The organism is Zooshikella ganghwensis (assembly GCF_018263875.1).
Lineage (GTDB): Bacteria > Pseudomonadota > Gammaproteobacteria > Pseudomonadales > Zooshikellaceae > Zooshikella > Zooshikella ganghwensis.
The window spans coordinates 1-15,629 of sequence record NZ_JAEVHG010000008.1; the positions used below are offsets into that span (position 1 = coordinate 1).

The following is a 15,629-nucleotide window of genomic DNA, read 5'->3' on the forward strand; positions in this document are numbered from 1 at the left end:
ACGACTTGGTTGACTGCTTCTTGTTTAAATTCGCCTGAGTAACGGATACCTTTACCCATGATTTACCTCTTATGGTTTAAGTTACATTTTTACCATAAAAAGTGTCTAAGGTTTTCAGGCCGTACCACTTAACTATTTTAATTTATTTGATAAAGCAAAACCGTTTACTTATTTTTATCCCATTCATTATTCTAATTGGAATACAGTTTTTGATAACACACTTGTTAATGATATCTGCTTATTCAGTGACTCATATTCTATTCATTTATGGAATGAAATGTCTCGGCGCTGTAAAGGCTTTGATAAAAATGGAACATTCCACCATGACTCGTTATTTGAGCAACTCAAGAGAAAATATGGTGTAAGTTAAATGAGTGAAAGTTAAAACTAACAAAACCAGAGAGTGGTTGGTTAGGATATGATATAAAAATATTTTAAGGTAATACTTGTTAGCAAATACCTGTTTTTTCAGTTTATACAAGTGTTACATACTCGTAAAATTTTATCCTAACCACCAAAAACCATGTAATACTCAAAAGTGAAAATAATAGAAATTATAAAACTCTCATATGTGTGACTCTTTTAGAGCCAATATTACACTCATTCTTAAAAACTACGGACACTTGTTTTCCACTCGCTAATGCTGTCAACGCCGTAGAATACATTTCTTTTGCAAGTACATCTGTTGCTGGCCACCAATAGTGCCCATTAGCACTGGCGCATGAGTGAGAGGTAATATCGGTTGTTTCCGTTGTTATTCTAAAAGTTGCGTTATCATGTAATTCAGCTGAAGTAACTTTAGCATAGTTGGTCCAGCTTCCTTCTTGGATTTCTGCAGCTATTAGTGTTGAAGAAAGTAATGTTGCTGATAAAAATAGGATAGTTTTACTCATGTTAAGCTCTATCGATAATTAAAACGTACGGCCCTATTTGACATGGGAGGTCAAATAAGGCGGTAATTCTAGTGTGTTTGTATTCGTATGGCTAATGCTTTTAGAAGTATTGATAGAAACGCAAGCTGAGCGGCAGCTTATCCTAACCCGGCTAACAATTGCTGTGCCTTCAACACACTCTTTTTTTTTACTAGGGCATAACCAGGTACACACAACTGAACAAACTCAGACAATTGTTCTGGTTTGCCTGAGGTAATCAAATCATCTTTATTAAGCGGGTGGGTTGATACAAGCTGTCCTTTTTCAAACACCAGCACCTGGACTCTATCCAGTAGTTTGGCTTCTAGCGCTTGTTCGTCTGTAAGAGAGGAGGGTATTTGTACTTGCTCTTTCAGCTTCTTCTCACACTCAATGAAGTAGCGACGAGCTTGACGGCCTTTCTCGTTACGCTCTACCATCGCGAGCTCTTTGGCCATGTCTAGGGTGAGGTAGTAGTCTAGTGAGCGTCTATCTCCACCTTTGCCATTGGTTTCCCCGTTTGGGGAAATCAAAATATAGTCTCTCTGCTCTTCAAAACCATACTGTTTGATACGATTTACTATCCTGGTTGCGAATTTGCGTCCGACTTCAAGGAAAGTATGTAGCTCGCGGGCGTTCACAGTATCAGCTGTTTCACCAGAAATAACCTGAGGGTAGAGGGTTATAAGACTAGTAGTCATCCGATGACTCCTTTGTGTTTTTTTCAAAAGTAATGGTGTCGGGAGGTTCGAAACGGCCACAAAGATACCGCGGACTTATTTCCCCAAAGGGTGTTGTATTCGTCGCCCTCCCGGCATAAAACCGAGTGAATCCATTTTGTAGGCATAAAAATACTAACGCTTTCGGAGTTGGTGTGTACCGCTTTGTGTGAGGTTTCGACGCCTCACACATAAAGCCATATCAACTCTCAAGGAAGGTCAATACTTATAGTGTTGTATTATTTGTGACAGTATGCTTGAGCGTTAGACGTATGGCTGTATTAAAACTATCATATACCGAGTATCGTAGGCAGTTTTGCGAGATAACAAATGACCAATATATATAAAGGCCCTGAGGCTGGTATTGAAAAAGAAGAAGCTGAAAAACTTCATTTCCGATCTAAAATAGGGTGGAAAGTATTTTTCTTTATAATATTGATACTGGAAATTATATCTTTATTGTCTTTAATATTCGGTGAATCAGCTTCACTCGTAAATATATTGGGTGAAATTATTATATATGGTCTCGTTCTTCTAGGACTGTATGGATTTGCTTTTAACAAAAAAATACTGGTTAGAAAGTTTTGGTTTTTAATGATTTTTGTTGTGTTTCTTTGGGATGGATATTCGATGTTTTATCAGTACTCTGAACTAGCAGAAGAGCAGTTCCTGGAGTCTGTACCATACGGAGCTTATTTTGCGATTGCAATTTTTGCGATTTTTTGGCTTCCATTTCTCATTATCCAAACGATCGCGTTTTATAAATACAGCTTTCGTTCACCCGAAATATGGAATCAATAAAATTGGCTCTATTTGAGGTAGAGAGTCCTACCCCTCTACCTTATGCACACTGTAAGTCACCACGCCAAAGACAGCAAACTCCTGCTCGGGATCAAGACGGATTTTGGGATATTGAGGGTTCATCGGCAGTAGCCAGTATTGGTTATTCTTGATGTAAAGCTGTTTCACCGTAAGATCACCATCGACCTCGGCCACGATAATATTACCGCTACGAGGCGTCAGCGAGCGGTCAATGACCAGGATATCGCCATTGTTAATCCCTGCATGAATCATCGAATCACCACTGGCACGAAAGAAGAACGTCGCTGCAGGGTGTTTAACCATGAGTTCATGTAAGTTCAGCTCTTTCTCCATATAGTCATCAGCAGGGCTGGGAAAGCCTGCCGAAACGCTGCATGAGAAGAGCGGTGCGGTGTCTAAATTTGTCTGTTCCATAGCCATAAAATCAATAACTGTATATATGTACAGTATTATAGTCTGCTGTCTGGTTTTTGATCAAGTGCCATTGATCAGAGTTCATCCCGTGTCAAACTCGACTGGTACAAAGAGGTTGATTAAGAGTGTGCTGATTTGGCACAGTTGTACGTGATGTATTTCCATGTATAATGCGGCGGTTTTTTTAAAATAATGATTACACCGTCACTAGAAGTACATAATGAATCGTTTAAACATCGCGCTTGCTAGCTTTTTTTTCTTTATTACCCAGCTATTGATACCTACCATTGCAATGGCTGATCCTCCCAAGGCTGTGGGTACGATCCCAGGCGCTTTTTCTATCGGCACGGATGGCGCCGCTAATTACCGTATTCCTTTAGAGTTACCACCAGGTATTAATGGTTTAAAGCCTGATTTAGCGCTGGAATACGACAGCCAAAAAGGCAATGGCTTATTAGGTATTGGTTGGCGATTAACAGGTTTTCCTGCCATCACACGTTGTCCAACAACGCTAGAACAAGATGGATTTATTGATGGTGTTGATTTTGATGATAATGATAAATATTGTCTGAATGGCCAGCGTTTAGTGGCTATTAATGGTGACTATGGTGCGAATGGCACGGAGTACCGTACGGAACACAACAGTTATAAAAAAATAATTTCCTATGGTTCTGCAGGCAGTGGACCTGCTTATTTTAAAGTCTGGTATAAAAACGGTGAAATTGCTGAGTTTGGTAATACTGATGATGCGCGTGTAGAAGCTCAAGGCAAATCAGATGTTTTACATTGGGCGATCAATAAAACTGAAGATCGATTTGGAAATGCTATCAGTTATGGATATCAAGAAAATAATACAATAGGGGAGCATTATCCACTAACTATTAACTATGCTAAATCAATAATCTCATTAACGTATGAGCAAAAACCGGATCCTTCTCTTTCTTTTTTATCTGGGAGTAAAGTTAGTGTTGAGAAGAGGTTGATCGAAATAAAAGTTATCAATAATGAAAAAACTAGTGTTTATAACTTATCTTACTCTTCACAAAATAGTGATCAGTCAAGAATAGACTCTATCCAGAAGTGCGCTATCCAAACTTGTTTCCCTTTCACTAAGTTTAACTGGAGAAAAATCTATCAGGAATTTAAACCCAGCCATGCTATCTCCACGAGCTTCACTGATGCACAGGGCTGGAACTCAGGACAGCGCTACTTTGTTATGGATATCAATGGCGATGGAAGGCAAGATATTGTTGCAAGGCATGCCTTTGGTGATTTTATTCCTCTTGTGTCTGATGGGGTAGGCTTTAAAATATTTGAGGCTACTAAAACCACTTTCAAGGATGTTCATGGGTGGAATGAGGGGCATCGCTATTTTGTTATGGATATCAATGGTGATGGAAGGCAAGATATTGTTGCAAGGAATGCCTTCGGTGATTTTATTCCTCTCGTATCTGATGGGGTAAGCTTTAAAATATTTGAGGCTACTAAGACCACTTTCACTGATGCGCATGGCTGGAATTCAGGACAGCGCTACTTTGTTATGGATATCAATGGTGATGGAAGGCAAGATATTGTTGCAAGGAATGCCTTCGGTGATTTTATTCCTCTCGTGTCTGATGGGGTAGGCTTTAAAATATTTGAGGCTACTAAGACCACTTTCACTGATGCGCATGGCTGGAATTCAGGACAGCGCTACTTTGTTATGGATATCAATGGTGATGGAAGGCAAGATATTGTTGCAAGGAATGCCTTCGGTGATTTTATTCCTCTCGTGTCTGATGGGGTAGGCTTTAAAATATTTGAGGCTACTAAGACCACTTTCACTGATGCGCATGGCTGGAATTCAGGACAGCGCTACTTTGTTATGGATATCAATGGTGATGGAAGGCAAGATATTGTTGCAAGGAATGCCTTCGGTGATTTTATTCCTCTCGTATCTGATGGGGTAAGTTTTAAAATATTTGAGGCTACTAAGACCGCTTTCACTGATGCGCATGGCTGGAACTCAGGACAGCGCTACTTTGTTATGGATATCAATGGCGATGGGAGGCAAGATATTGTTGCAAGGCATGCCTTTGGTGATTTTATTCCTCTTGTGTCTGATGGGGTAGGCTTTAAAATATTTGAGGCTACTAAAACCACTTTCAAGGATGTTCATGGGTGGAATGAGGGGCATCGCTATTTTGTTATAGATATCAATGGTGATGGAAGGCAAGATATTGTTGCAAGGAATGCCTTCGGTGATTTTATTCCTCTCGTATCTGATGGGGTAAGCTTTAAAATATTTGAGGCTACTAAGACCGCTTTCACTGATGCGCATGGCTGGAATTCAGGACAGCGCTACTTTGTTATGGATATCAATGGTGATGGTGCTCAAGACATTGTTGCTCGTTATGCAAATGGAAAATTCATTCCCTTAAACCTAAGCCAAAGTGCACTTAAAATAACTCAAATCACCAACGGCCTAGACCACACCACCACACTGACGTATAAGCCCTTAACCGATAAATCCATTTTCACCAAAAGCACAGGCAGCCAATACCCAGTAAAAGATGTACAACCTGCCGTGTATGTTGTCAGCGAAGTCAAACAAGCCAATGGTATCGGCGGTGAACTCACCACCCAATATCACTACAAAGGCTTAAAACGACACCAACGTGGTTTAGGGGCCTTAGGTTTTGCCAAAATTACCAGCACGCAACTAGAAACAGGGATTAAAACCACCGACCAGTATTTACAGGATGTGGCTAACCGCAAAACCGGTTTGCTAAGCCGTTCGCAAACCTGGTCGGCAACAGGTGTTTTATTAAAAGACGCTCAGCAGACCTGGCAGGTGAATACGCTGGATGATGGGGACATTAAACGTTTTCAAACGCATTTAGTGTCACGGGAAACCCAGCAAAAATCATTGCAGGATGAATGGCTATCCACGCTAACGGAAACCTTTAAATATGACGACTGGGGTAATACCACAGAAGCCAAACAAGTCATTAAGGATGCGTTAGGTCAGCAGACAAGCATAACAGCTAATATCTACCAAAACGATGAAAGCAACTGGCTGATTGGGCTAGCCACACAAACGCAAGCTATGAATGTGGGTGTATCCGGTGATAGCCAAACCCGCACTACGCAATTTAGTTATGATGCTACGACTGGTGCTTTAACGCAGCGTATTCAGGAACCAGGCCAAAGCGATTATGTCCTGACCACGGATTTTAAATATGACAGCTTTGGTAATTTAATTGAAGAGCAAACTCAAGGTGCCAAGGTCGCTGCACGCAAACAGACGTATAACTATGATGCCCAAGGTCGGTTTTTAACCTCGACGACCAATGCCTTAGGCCATAAAGCGCAACAAACCAGCGATGCGTTCTGGGGTGTGCCGTTAACCACTACCGATGCCAATGGCTTGGTGACGCAATACGGTTACGATGCCTTTGGTCGTCTGACGAGCCAAACGGCACCGGATAATACTAATACTTCCATCACGCGGGGCTGGTGTAATGCAGAGACAGAATGTCCTTCAGGTGCCGTCTATTGGGTGAAAACCCAAGCCCAGGGCAGTGCCCCTACCACGGTTTATGTGGATCAACTGGAACGCACCCTTCGCACTGAAACCCAGGCCTTAACCGGAGAAACCCAATACCAGGACACCGTGTATAACGTGCTGGGTCAGGTGGAGAAAACCTCATTCCCGTACTTTAAAGGTGATGAGGTGTACTGGACCGCGTACCAATATGATCCCTTGCTACGGATCGTCAAAACCACGCAACCCGATGGCACCACCAGTGAGGTGGCTTATCAAGGCTTAAACAAAGTCCTCACGAATGCCAAAGGCCAGACCAAAACCGAGCACTATAACGGGGCCGGTCAACTGGTTAAGGTCATTGATGCATTAGGTAGTAGCCTCAGCTACACCTACGACAGTTTTGGTAATCTCACCCAAACCACCGACCCTGACAATAATACCGTCGACCTGACATATGATTTACTGGGCCGTAAAGTCGCGATGAATGATCCTGACAAAGGCGCATGGACCTATGAATATGATGCCTTAGGTCGGCTTATTCGTCAGCAGGATGCCAAAGGTCAGGTTACGAAGCTGAGTTACGACCAGCTGGATCGCTTAATCAAGCAAACGGAAAATGCTCAAGCCAGCTCTAAATTACTCTGGCGGGTCTCCGAGTTTCAGTATGACCAACAGCATAAAGGGCTACTGGATCAAGTGACGGTCGATGGCATCACCCAACAGTATCATTACGATAACTTAGGGCGCTTAACCTCAGAAACGCAAACGCTGTTTGGCGAAAGCTTTACCCTCAGTTACAGCTATGATCAATACAGCCGTCCTTTACAAACCACCTTCCCAACGGGACTCACGGCGCAGCAAACCTACAACGAGCGCGGCTACTTAACCGCAATTACCGATGGTAAGGCCAGCAATGCCACCACCTATTGGCAAGCCCAGGGTGTGGATGCGTTAGGCAATATTACCCAACAACAGTACGGTAATGGTGCGACCACACTTCGGGTGTTTGATGTGAAAACCGGTCGTTTGCAAGACAGCGGTGCCTATATCGGCAGTACCACGCAAATTGAAGACCTGCATTTTGCATACGATGAATTAGGTAACCTCACTCAGCGGGAAGATAAACGACAGAAGATCCAAGAAACGTTTGCTTATGATCAACTCAACCGTTTAACGGAAGTCACGGCTCAACTCAGTGGTAACAGCTTAACCACCAGCGTGCAGTACGATGCCTTAGGCAATATCACCCATAAATCAGATGTCGGTGATTATGGCTATGGTGGCAAGTGTGGCTCCCAACAAGCCGGTCCCCATGCATTAACAAAAACCACGGGCAGCCAAAACGCTACCTACTGCTACGATGCCAACGGTAACATGACCAACGGCAATGGCCGTACCGTGCGCTATACTGCCTTTGATAAACCGGATCAGATTATCCGCGGTGATTATCAAATTGATCTGGTGTACGGCCCGGATCAGAAACGGGTGCGTCGGATTGATCAAGGTCCCACCGGCACCAGCACGACTTATTACCAATCAGGTGTTTATGAAAAAGTAGTCAGTGATACCGGTAAAATACAGCACAAGCATTACATTGCTGACGTCGCCATTATCACTAAAACCGAAAATGCCGGCACCGAAGATGGCACAAAAACCAATTACTTCCATCGTGATCACTTAGACTCACTCACCGCCATTACCGATCAAAATGGTCAAGTGGTTGAGCGCTTCAGTTATGATCCCTGGGGTAAACGCCGTCAGACGGACTGGCAAGCCGCGATAGATTTTACGCAAATCACCAGTACCATTACTAAGCGTGGCTTCACCAATCACGAGCATTTGGGTGGTGTGGGCCTGATCCACATGAACGGGCGGGTGTATGATCCTAGCGTCGGGCGGTTCCTCAGTGCCGATCCGTTTATACAGTTTGCGGGTGACTTGCAGAGCTATAACCGTTACAGCTATGTGTTAAATAACCCAGTTAATCGATTTGACCCCTCTGGCTTTTTTTCATTAAAGAAAATTGCAAAAGGAGTTAAAAATGCCTTTAGTTTTAAAGGGGTAAGAAATACGTTACAAAAAGCAGTTAATAAGGCGTTTGAAAATGGTAACCTTAGTATTGGCTTTGGTGGAAATCAGGTTAGTAAAATAAGGAATAAAGCTCTTGGTGATTACGAAGTAAAGCTGTATCGAAAATACAGAAGTATTGAACCCATGTCGAAGAAAATCGATGCTGCTTTAATGAGAAGCGAGAAACTTAGGAAAACTGTGGGTTTTTTAGCGGGTATTGCTGATTTTGCTGGAGGCGGCGGGATTGTATCTGCAGCTTACAAGGCTCACCTAGCAGCTATCTCTGGTGCATCATCACAAGATGTCCATAATGTCTTTGTTATGAATTATGCCATGTCTGTTGCTAAGAGTAATTTTAATAAAACCTATATAAAAACAGGTGGAGTTCGTGTAACGAATAATGCTGAGCTTGTTCGACGTTACCATATTCCTGGGAAGACAGTAATACTTTCTGGTGATAGACCGCTGAACTTTCAGTTGAATGGAAAAGATATAGCATTAGATGATCTACAGGGTTTAACTGATAACAAACTGCTAAAAATACTCAACTTAAGTGGAAGTCATGAGCATATTATGATTATTGATGGTTCTGGAAAGGTATTCAATATTGGTTTTAGTAATGGAGGTTTAATATTGGATGAAAACCTAGTAGGGTCATCTTACCGCTTTATGTATAGAGGTGGTTTTCATAAAGTGGTTGATGGGAACTTTGATGTAAATGCACTTAAAAGTCATTATGGAAGTAATGGCTTTTCTTCTGGAGACTATTCATTTTATTCGAGAAATTGCCAGTTATTTGTTGAGAAGGTTTTTAGTTATTTGTAATAAAATGATATCCAAATGGATGTTGTGAAAGCATATTATGCTAACTGATTAAAGGTAGATATTATTGGTTTAATGCATTAAATAGCTATGGACAAGGAAGTCTTAGATGAGATAAGTGCGCATCCAGCAGCCCTTATTTAAAGAAATTGTGGATAATTGCTGGCATTATAATTTGTTGAGTAAGTAAAAAATCGTTAATCCATAAAATGAAGAAGTTATTTACAGTAGTTTTATTATCCGTATTAGCCACTGGTTGTGGCATTAATGTAAAGCGTGGCGTTGAAGATAACGTGCTAACTTCTAATGCATCGCCAGCTATACAGCTCAACATACCTAAGTCTTATAAAATAGTGGATTCATTTTCAGGTAAAGAGTTTAACCAGTATCAAGATGGTTTTAGTGGTGCACATAACAAGCAAGAAATATATTTGTTCCAAGGTAAAAATACTAAAGGGTATGTAAATCGTACTTTATCGGTTAGTTTTATGGAAGCGGGTGTTCATACGTACTTTAGCGATGATCTTAAAAGTAGGGATTTTTTCAATAAAGATAACATGTTTTTCAAGGGGCTTACTTATAAAACATATTTTCGTGTAAGAAGGCTCTCTAAAAAGCAGGAGGACGTTTCTGTTTTTGGGTGTTTAATTGAAAAATTACACCTCAAAGCATTACCACCTCAACAGCGTCGGATGTTCATCATCACGTATGGGGAGATGATTCCTTGTGATGAAGTCATGACAGACGAAATCAGCCCTCGCGTGATATCAGGCGTAAACATGCGGGCTATTGAGTTTATGAATCGTTTGTAAGTTTGTAGGTACGCTTTAATCATGAAAAAAAATGTTGAAGTGAGTGGTAAAGATAGTTACCAACTAAGTAAGATTATCGATATATATGCTTTGGAGATGAAAGTTAAAGATCACTTGATTAGAGTGCTCACTTTCTCATTTCTCTTCTCTGCGATTGGCTGGGCTTTTATGCCTTTACTGGGTTTTGGGCTATTTGCCATTGGCTTTGTAATTTCCATTTTAACTATGAAAAAGTATGAGTTGAGAGCATTACACAAAGGTTCTGATGAAACGGGTGATCAGGTCGTTACCCTGTTAAGATCAAGAAAAGCTGAAGATTTTGAACGCTTTAAGCAAATAGCTGATGATGTAAAATCGACTAAGATATCTTTGTAATGATGCGAATTATTCTCGTTGTTTTCTTTGCCCTAATAGCTAGCCAGCTTACTGGTTGCCACTCAGCACTGACTAAGCAGCAATCTTCTTCTGAGTATGCGCAATATATTCGTAGTGAATTAAGAGCTTTGGACTGTATCAAGCAAATAGCACCCAACTCCCGTTTGTTAGTTGCTGTGGCTTCAGATGGTACCTTTAAAGAGGTTATTCAGCTTCAGGGTCAAAAAGTAGACTTTGGTACATTACAACAATGCATTGCGAATGTGTTTCCAGTTGAACCTTTCCCCACATCTATGAGTAATATTGATATTTTAGAGGTAATTACTCAATTTGGTGATGGTGGTAATCTAGATAATAAAAATCTCGCTGAAGAAATAAAAGCGCTTGAAGCTGAACTCGATAAGTTGGTTGAGGAAAAGGATGATGAGAAACTTAAGCATTAAAATAAAAATGGTGGCGATATTTAGCAAAGATGCATCTTTGCAATGGCTTTATTCATGATAAAGTATTTATGTTTGTGTGGGTGATTGATAATTAAAATGAAGAAAATTATAGCAGTATTTATTGTTTTGATTTTTGTTACAGGGTGTGCTGTAAATTTGGCTCGAAACATTGATGATAGTGCTCTAAATTACTTTGACTACAGTTTGAGTGATTATTTAGTCCAAGGAGAGAGAGCCAATCGAGTGTTTACTTTAGCTTTTGGCCTATACAATGATATTGCAAATGCAGATAAAATTGAGATGGTAGCGAAGTAGAAATAAACTAAGTATTTGTATTGTTTGATGGTTAGCTATGAATAGCAGTGAAATATATCAGGCTCCTGAGGCTGAGTTAAAAGAAAGTCAATCTGAAAATTGTGAGCTTGCTTCTTTGTCAAGGCGTTTTTGGGCTACAGTTATTGATAAAATTATTTTTCTTGGTGTTATAACGATTCCATGGTTGCTTTTAGATTGGTTAGGGGTTGATAATTCTAAATTTCAAGATGAGCATTATATTTCGGTATTAATGTTGTTTTTGTACTTTATATTAAATCTGTATCTGCTAATTGTGGGTGGGCAAACAATTGGGAAAAAATTTTTAAAGATAGCAATTGTTAGATCTGAGGATGGTGAGAAGCAAAATATATTTATAATACTAATTTTTAGAATGCTTCTATTTTGGATTGGAAGCTTGATTATTAATTTTCTATTTGTGGTTGATTCACTGTTTATTTTTGGTAGTGGACGTAGATGTTTACATGATCTGGCGGCAAGCACGAAAGTAATAAATTTGAAAAAATGAGAAATATTGCGAATGAAAAAATATTATCTGTTGCTGGTTTTATTAAGTGTTGTGTTAACTGGTTGTATAGGCTTACAGAAAAAAGTAGTCGAACCAAAAACTAAGCTTCCCCAGAGTCTCAAAAGTATAGCGCTGATCATAAAAGCTAGAATTGAAAAAAACTGGATTAAGCCTGAGCCTATTGTAAAGGGGTTACAAGTTAAAATTCAGATTCGGACTAAAAGTGATGGCTCACTTGTAAGCTCCAAAGTCATTGAGCCAAGTGGGAATGCAGCTTTTGATAGAAGTGCTTTGGAGGCAATTAAGAATGGGTTTCCGATAAAGGAATTAGGCGAGTTGAAGTCTGAAGTTTATGAGAGAAATTACAGAAAGTTTAACTTGGTTTTTAACCCTGAGTAATAACTTTCTAAATTCCCCAATAAAATTTATGTGCTTATTTTGTAAGCCAGGTATAGCCAAAGGAGTCAGCTACGCCGTAACGGATAAGCCTTCCAGCACATACGCTTCTATAGAGAGCACTGTTCGTTCAATTGGTTTAGAGAATTCACCCTCTTCAGGTCCGATATTGAGCTGGCTCAGTATAAGCTTTTCTTCTTATTGGATACCACTTAACTAACTGCTAATATGCCGCGTTTTACGAGTATCTGTGCAGTCACTACGTAAGGTTATTTATGAAGAAAGCTTTATTACTTATTGTTTTATCAGTGTTTTTTGCGGGCTGTGGTATTAACGTAAAGCGAAGCGTTAATGATAATGTGTTGGTATCTAACGCATCGCCAGCTATACAGCTCAACATACCTAAGTCATTTGAATTGGTAAAATCATCAAAAGGTAAGGGATTTAGCCAGTATCATAGTGGTTTTAGTGGTTCATATGACAAAAAAGAACAGTATTACTTTGTTCATAAAAACTCAAATGGTGATATTGATAAATTCTTTGTTGTGAGATTTAAAGAGGCTGGCGCAAATACATATTATATTAATGACTTAAAAGATAAAGAGCTACTTAATCGTGATAATATGATGTTTAAGGGGATGAGCTATAAAACTCATTTTTATCCTTGTCGTTTACCTAAAGATGATCACAAAAAATTTGCTGAGAATTGTATTATTAAGAAAACTCATTATAGAGTTTTGCCTCCTTCTCAAAGTAGAATGTTTATGATGATTTATGGTGAGGCTATTCCATGTAATGAAGGTAATGTGAGTCCGCAGGAAGTATCTGAAGTTAATATGCGGGCAATTGAATTCATGAATAGCCTGTGAGCAAGTAATCAATGAATAATCAAGTCTATAAGTCACCTGAAGCAGACCTATCAAAAAATGACATTGTATTTGAAGAGACAAAAATAGCGGGTACAATGAAGCGTTTTATGAATATGGTGATTGATTCAATATTTTTATTTATTACTGCATTTCCTGTAGCTATAGTTATTGCGCTTTTATTGGATGTATTTGAGGCTACTCATTTAGAGTATATATATAATGAGAAAGTTATAGTCATTATAACATTTCTCGTTTATTTTGTTCCTCAGGAAGCAATATGGGGGAGAACTCTTGGGAAACTTATAACACAAACTAAAGTCGTCAATCGTCAGGGATTAAAGCCAAACTTTTTCCAAGTGGTTATACGTACACTTTGCCGGCTGATCCCTTTTGATATGTTATCGTTTGGAAGCAAAAATGATAGGCCCGTAGGTTGGCATGACAAAATACCAAGAACCTATGTTATTGAAGTGGAAAAGATGGTTTAAAAACTTTATCTAACCAACTTTTCCCCTACCTTAACACTGAAATCACTAATAATATTGGGCATAGCTAAAGGAGCTTGTTATGCCCCAACCTATGTTAATTCTCACCAACTCTCAGCAACAAGTCTGTTTTCGGTTTAGTCGCGATACGGCTGCTTATCAATCCAGTCAGCAAACTCATCATTTTCGGTGGAGTCAGCAGGAGCGTATTTCGAACACTCCAGCTCACCAATACATAGGTCCAGGACAGCAGAACTTAACACTTAACGGCGTGATTTATCCGCATTACTTAGGTGGTCTGGAACAAGTGGAGCAACTACGAAAAGAAGCGGGGAGAGGCCAACCTTTTCTATTAGTCGAAGGGACAGGTTCTGTGTTAGGCCATTTTGTTATTGAGTCGATAGAGTCTGAGCAAACTTTTTTTTAGAAGATGGTCGTCCGCAAAAAATTACTTTTCAACTTTCTTTAAGTCGCTATGGGGATGATGATGCACCGTTATCGAACAACCCAGGGGCAAACGATGGATGAAATAGCCTGGCGGTATTATGGTTATACCGAAGCTGTCGTAGAGCATATACTTGAAGCGAATCCTGGCTTGGCTAAATTGCCTACGATTTTACCTTCAGGAACGATCATTAATTTACCTGAAATACCTAATCAACCAATGAAACCACAGGTGAAACTATGGGATTAACACCCTGGTTTAACATAGTTGCGAATAACACCGATATTACTCAGCAGATTAAATCCCGGTTATTAAATCTGCAGGTGGTTGATTGTGCAGGTTTTGATTCTGATATGGTTTCTATCCAGTTAGATGACCGTGATCACCAGATTGTGTTGCCCTCTACATGCGCAAAGAAATGAAAGCCCCTAACACAAAAACCTGGCAGCATCCAGGACAAGCGGCTCCTGAGTTTTTATTAACGGATATTGTAAAAAGCATTGCGGCGCGTTATCAGTTAATACCCCGCGTCAGCGAAGAGTATCAACACATCACCTATTCGGTGGTGAACCAAACTGAAGAAAGTGATTTACACATTTTATCCGCTTGGACAAGGAAGTGGGAGCGATAGCTAAGCCTGCAGGTAATTATTTGTTATTTGTAAAACGAGGGCAGGGTAGATCAATTACCGTTTCTTGAATGTATGGCAGTCCTTGCTTCCCATTGTAGGGTTAGGATAGCTACAATTTTTGTTTTAAAGGCACTAGCAGGGTTGTCATGCAATAATGAATCTGCAAGGTATGTTGTATTATTTTTAATAACGCAATTTTTAAAAATTAGTATGGATTTATTTATGGGGTTGTGGGCTTTCTGCTTATGACATCATCCAAAAAAGTATCATACTCACCGCTGCTAACTAATGCAGAAAAACCTTTATCAAATAGTTTGATAATTTTTTTGTTTTTAGGATTTTTTTTAGTGAGTATGAGATAAGATGATCGCTCAGTAAGTGGCTTGGGATGGTTAATGATTCCCTTAGCGTATTCTGCAGGCAAATCATTAACAAGTTGGTTATAACCTACAATAAACTCATGAGGCTGTAGGTCAATTCTTCCCATTTTTAACATCTTAAATAGTGTGGTATGTGAATTAATACGTTGTACATTAATTAATCCTTCTTTTTCATATCTATCAAACTCATCAGAGATATGTGATCCTATTGCAGCTCCAATAATGAGTCCTTGAGTATCCTCTAATGTTTCCCAATCAAACGACATGCTTTTACGATGAAAAAAAACGACGGATAATGTGAGAATGGGTTTTTCACTATAGTAAAAAAAAGATTCTCTTTCCGGGGTTTTATACCATAAAAAGGAACCATCAACGGTTCCTTTTTTCGCCATGTCTAATGCTCTCGCCCATTTAGTAAAATGATACTTAACAGATATGCCTACTTTTTCAAATGCTTTGCTAATAATGCGACAAGCAAATCCATGATGTTCAGCAGATTGATTGACATAAGGTTGCCAGTCTTCTGCAGTTAGCACAATGGTGTTGTTGAGTGCGGGTGGGGATATTACTAATGAGAGTAGCAGGCATAATATAGCGATGACTTTATGTATTATGATGTAGTTGGTTTGTGTCATAGCCTATGCTCGAATTAAAGTAATATTTTA

The 15,629-nt window shown here is 39.8% G+C and carries 18 protein-coding genes and 1 pseudogene; 15 read left to right on the forward strand and 4 right to left on the reverse strand.

Features of this window, described 5'->3' with window-relative positions:
- Positions 1-172 precede the first annotated feature (172 nt).
- A pseudogene (locus KHS79_RS26365) lies at positions 173-370 on the forward strand (hypothetical protein); the annotation flags it as partial.
- A gap of 184 nt (positions 371-554) precedes the next feature.
- On the opposite strand, the gene KHS79_RS12415 reads toward KHS79_RS26365, so the two are convergent.
- Positions 555-893 (reverse strand): hypothetical protein, encoded by a 339-nt coding sequence (locus tag KHS79_RS12415; protein WP_212719411.1) that lies wholly within the window; start codon positions 891-893, stop codon positions 555-557.
- A gap of 137 nt (positions 894-1,030) precedes the next feature.
- On the reverse strand, positions 1,031-1,612 hold the full coding sequence (locus tag KHS79_RS12420) for an antA/AntB antirepressor family protein (protein ID WP_212719413.1): 582 nt from the start codon (positions 1,610-1,612) through the stop codon (positions 1,031-1,033).
- A 348-nt stretch (positions 1,613-1,960) separates the two neighbouring features.
- Here KHS79_RS12420 and KHS79_RS12425 point away from each other — a divergent pair, with 348 nt between their 5' ends.
- Positions 1,961-2,431 (forward strand): hypothetical protein, encoded by a 471-nt coding sequence (locus tag KHS79_RS12425; protein ID WP_212719414.1) that lies wholly within the window; start codon positions 1,961-1,963, stop codon positions 2,429-2,431.
- Between the two features lie 27 nt (positions 2,432-2,458).
- Here KHS79_RS12425 and KHS79_RS12430 read toward each other — a convergent pair whose 3' ends face one another.
- The gene (locus KHS79_RS12430; protein WP_212719416.1) at positions 2,459-2,872 is read right to left on the reverse strand and encodes a LexA family protein; all 414 of its coding nucleotides are present in this window, start codon (positions 2,870-2,872) and stop codon (positions 2,459-2,461) included.
- 214 nt (positions 2,873-3,086) lie between these two features.
- On the opposite strand from KHS79_RS12430, the gene KHS79_RS12435 reads away from it, so the two are divergent.
- The 13 genes from KHS79_RS12435 to KHS79_RS12495 all read left to right on the forward strand — a co-directional run bounded on the left by KHS79_RS12435 (position 3,087) and on the right by KHS79_RS12495 (position 14,584).
- A complete protein-coding gene (locus KHS79_RS12435; RefSeq protein ID WP_212719418.1) occupies positions 3,087-9,290 on the forward strand; it encodes a SpvB/TcaC N-terminal domain-containing protein in 6,204 nt (2,067 codons plus the stop codon).
- 206 nt (positions 9,291-9,496) lie between these two features.
- Positions 9,497-10,099, forward strand: a complete 603-nt coding sequence (locus KHS79_RS12440; RefSeq protein ID WP_212719420.1) for a hypothetical protein — start codon at positions 9,497-9,499, stop codon at positions 10,097-10,099.
- 21 nt (positions 10,100-10,120) lie between these two features.
- Positions 10,121-10,474 (forward strand): hypothetical protein, encoded by a 354-nt coding sequence (locus KHS79_RS12445; RefSeq protein ID WP_212719423.1) that lies wholly within the window; start codon positions 10,121-10,123, stop codon positions 10,472-10,474.
- The gene (locus KHS79_RS12450; RefSeq protein ID WP_212719426.1) at positions 10,474-10,917 is read left to right on the forward strand and encodes a hypothetical protein; all 444 of its coding nucleotides are present in this window, start codon (positions 10,474-10,476) and stop codon (positions 10,915-10,917) included. The genes KHS79_RS12445 and KHS79_RS12450 overlap by 1 nt, the downstream gene beginning before the upstream one ends.
- 96 nt (positions 10,918-11,013) lie before the next feature.
- Positions 11,014-11,232, forward strand: a complete 219-nt coding sequence (locus KHS79_RS12455) for a hypothetical protein (RefSeq protein ID WP_212719429.1) — start codon at positions 11,014-11,016, stop codon at positions 11,230-11,232.
- A 37-nt stretch (positions 11,233-11,269) separates the two neighbouring features.
- Positions 11,270-11,758, forward strand: coding sequence for an RDD family protein (locus tag KHS79_RS12460; RefSeq protein WP_212719431.1), 489 nt, complete (start codon positions 11,270-11,272; stop codon positions 11,756-11,758).
- Between the two features lie 12 nt (positions 11,759-11,770).
- The gene (locus KHS79_RS12465) at positions 11,771-12,157 is read left to right on the forward strand and encodes an energy transducer TonB (RefSeq protein ID WP_212719434.1); all 387 of its coding nucleotides are present in this window, start codon (positions 11,771-11,773) and stop codon (positions 12,155-12,157) included.
- Positions 12,158-12,429: 272 nt separating this feature from the next.
- The gene (locus KHS79_RS12470; protein WP_212719437.1) at positions 12,430-13,023 is read left to right on the forward strand and encodes a hypothetical protein; all 594 of its coding nucleotides are present in this window, start codon (positions 12,430-12,432) and stop codon (positions 13,021-13,023) included.
- 11 nt (positions 13,024-13,034) lie between these two features.
- Positions 13,035-13,511 (forward strand): RDD family protein, encoded by a 477-nt coding sequence (locus tag KHS79_RS12475; RefSeq protein WP_212719440.1) that lies wholly within the window; start codon positions 13,035-13,037, stop codon positions 13,509-13,511.
- 79 nt (positions 13,512-13,590) lie between these two features.
- Complete coding sequence (locus KHS79_RS12480) at positions 13,591-13,935, forward strand: phage tail protein (RefSeq protein WP_212719443.1); 345 nt, start codon at positions 13,591-13,593, stop codon at positions 13,933-13,935.
- 54 nt (positions 13,936-13,989) lie between these two features.
- Positions 13,990-14,202 (forward strand): tail protein X, encoded by a 213-nt coding sequence (locus KHS79_RS12485; protein ID WP_233468407.1) that lies wholly within the window; start codon positions 13,990-13,992, stop codon positions 14,200-14,202.
- Positions 14,193-14,375 (forward strand): hypothetical protein, encoded by a 183-nt coding sequence (locus KHS79_RS12490; protein ID WP_212719446.1) that lies wholly within the window; start codon positions 14,193-14,195, stop codon positions 14,373-14,375. The genes KHS79_RS12485 and KHS79_RS12490 overlap by 10 nt, the downstream gene beginning before the upstream one ends.
- The gene (locus KHS79_RS12495) at positions 14,360-14,584 is read left to right on the forward strand and encodes a hypothetical protein (protein WP_212719450.1); all 225 of its coding nucleotides are present in this window, start codon (positions 14,360-14,362) and stop codon (positions 14,582-14,584) included. Before KHS79_RS12490 ends, KHS79_RS12495 begins: the two co-directional genes overlap by 16 nt.
- 220 nt (positions 14,585-14,804) lie before the next feature.
- Here KHS79_RS12495 and KHS79_RS12500 read toward each other — a convergent pair whose 3' ends face one another.
- Positions 14,805-15,599: a substrate-binding periplasmic protein gene (locus KHS79_RS12500; protein ID WP_212719454.1), complete on the reverse strand. Its 795-nt coding sequence runs from the start codon at positions 15,597-15,599 to the stop codon at positions 14,805-14,807.
- Positions 15,600-15,629 lie beyond the last annotated feature (30 nt).

Coding starts and splice junctions, on each gene's coding strand:
- KHS79_RS12420 (WP_212719413.1), bottom strand. CDS start 1,612: ATGACTACTAGTCTTATAACCCTCTACCCTCAGGTTATTTCTGGTGAA.
- KHS79_RS12470 (WP_212719437.1), top strand. CDS start 12,430: ATGAAGAAAGCTTTATTACTTATTGTTTTATCAGTGTTTTTTGCGGGC.
- KHS79_RS12465 (WP_212719434.1), top strand. CDS start 11,771: ATGAAAAAATATTATCTGTTGCTGGTTTTATTAAGTGTTGTGTTAACT.
- KHS79_RS12455 (WP_212719429.1), top strand. CDS start 11,014: ATGAAGAAAATTATAGCAGTATTTATTGTTTTGATTTTTGTTACAGGG.
- KHS79_RS12425 (WP_212719414.1), top strand. CDS start 1,961: ATGACCAATATATATAAAGGCCCTGAGGCTGGTATTGAAAAAGAAGAA.
- KHS79_RS12440 (WP_212719420.1), top strand. CDS start 9,497: ATGAAGAAGTTATTTACAGTAGTTTTATTATCCGTATTAGCCACTGGT.
- KHS79_RS12500 (WP_212719454.1), bottom strand. CDS start 15,599: ATGACACAAACCAACTACATCATAATACATAAAGTCATCGCTATATTA.
- KHS79_RS12415 (WP_212719411.1), bottom strand. CDS start 893: ATGAGTAAAACTATCCTATTTTTATCAGCAACATTACTTTCTTCAACA.
- KHS79_RS12480 (WP_212719443.1), top strand. CDS start 13,591: ATGCCCCAACCTATGTTAATTCTCACCAACTCTCAGCAACAAGTCTGT.
- KHS79_RS12445 (WP_212719423.1), top strand. CDS start 10,121: ATGAAAAAAAATGTTGAAGTGAGTGGTAAAGATAGTTACCAACTAAGT.
- KHS79_RS12485 (WP_233468407.1), top strand. CDS start 13,990: ATGATGATGCACCGTTATCGAACAACCCAGGGGCAAACGATGGATGAA.
- KHS79_RS12490 (WP_212719446.1), top strand. CDS start 14,193: ATGGGATTAACACCCTGGTTTAACATAGTTGCGAATAACACCGATATT.
- KHS79_RS12450 (WP_212719426.1), top strand. CDS start 10,474: ATGATGCGAATTATTCTCGTTGTTTTCTTTGCCCTAATAGCTAGCCAG.
- KHS79_RS12435 (WP_212719418.1), top strand. CDS start 3,087: ATGAATCGTTTAAACATCGCGCTTGCTAGCTTTTTTTTCTTTATTACC.
- KHS79_RS12475 (WP_212719440.1), top strand. CDS start 13,035: ATGAATAATCAAGTCTATAAGTCACCTGAAGCAGACCTATCAAAAAAT.
- KHS79_RS12460 (WP_212719431.1), top strand. CDS start 11,270: ATGAATAGCAGTGAAATATATCAGGCTCCTGAGGCTGAGTTAAAAGAA.
- KHS79_RS12430 (WP_212719416.1), bottom strand. CDS start 2,872: ATGGCTATGGAACAGACAAATTTAGACACCGCACCGCTCTTCTCATGC.
- KHS79_RS12495 (WP_212719450.1), top strand. CDS start 14,360: ATGCGCAAAGAAATGAAAGCCCCTAACACAAAAACCTGGCAGCATCCA.